Genomic DNA, 783 nt, shown 5'->3' on the forward strand with positions numbered 1-783 from the left:
GGTGGCGACGTGGTCGGTCGCGGCATGATCGGTCGCGGCACGGTCGGTGGCGACGTGGTCGGTGGCGACGTGGTCGGTCGCGGCATGATCGGTCGCGGCACGGTCGGTGGCGACGTGGTCGGTGGCGACGTGGTCGGTCGCGGCATGATCGGTGGCGGCACGGTCGGTGGTGACGGGGTCGGTCGCGGCACGGTTGGTGGTGACGGGGTCGGTGGTGGTGCGGTTGGCAGTGCCTGCGGCGGCGAGGATCTTTCGTAGCTTTAGTTGGTCGATGCCGGAGCGGCGTTCGGCTACTGCGACGGGGACGATTCCGGCGGGGCCGGGGCGGGTGGGCGCGCGGTCGGCGAGCAACAGATCCGCGCCGGCGCCGAAGGACACGACGGCGGCGAACGGACCAGTGCGGGCGGCCCGGTGGAGGGCGTGCCGGGCGAGTGCCTCCGCGGCAGCAACCGTACGCGCGACGCCGAGGCCGATGTGTACGTGTCCGGCGTCGTGCCCGAGGCGATCCAGCATGACCAGTCGCCGGAATGACTCGGTCTCCTCGACCAGGACCGCGCGGGTCGTCATGAAGAGGGAGAGCGTCGGTGAAAGCGGGACGGTCAATCCGGCGAGGCGGCGCACCTCAGCAGCAAGCGGCAGGCTCCCGGCACTCAGCCCCCGGGCACTCACGTCCCCGGCGCTCAGCCCCCGCGCACTCAGGTCCCGAGCACTCAGCCCCCGGGCACCCAGGTCTCGTGCGCTCACTCCCTGGGCGCTCAGGTCTCGGGCGCTCAGGTCTCGTGC

General features: G+C 72.5%; 1 protein-coding gene. It reads right to left on the reverse strand.

Annotated elements, in window-relative coordinates; all coding sequences use genetic code 11:
• Positions 1 to 567: hypothetical protein (locus tag ABD260_RS08525; RefSeq protein ID WP_425553307.1), on the reverse strand; the 567-nt coding region annotated here is incomplete at its 3' end.
• Positions 568 to 783 lie beyond the last annotated feature (216 nt).

It is taken from the genome of Kribbella hippodromi, assembly GCF_039531045.1.
In the GTDB taxonomy this organism is placed as follows: domain Bacteria; phylum Actinomycetota; class Actinomycetes; order Propionibacteriales; family Kribbellaceae; genus Kribbella; species Kribbella hippodromi.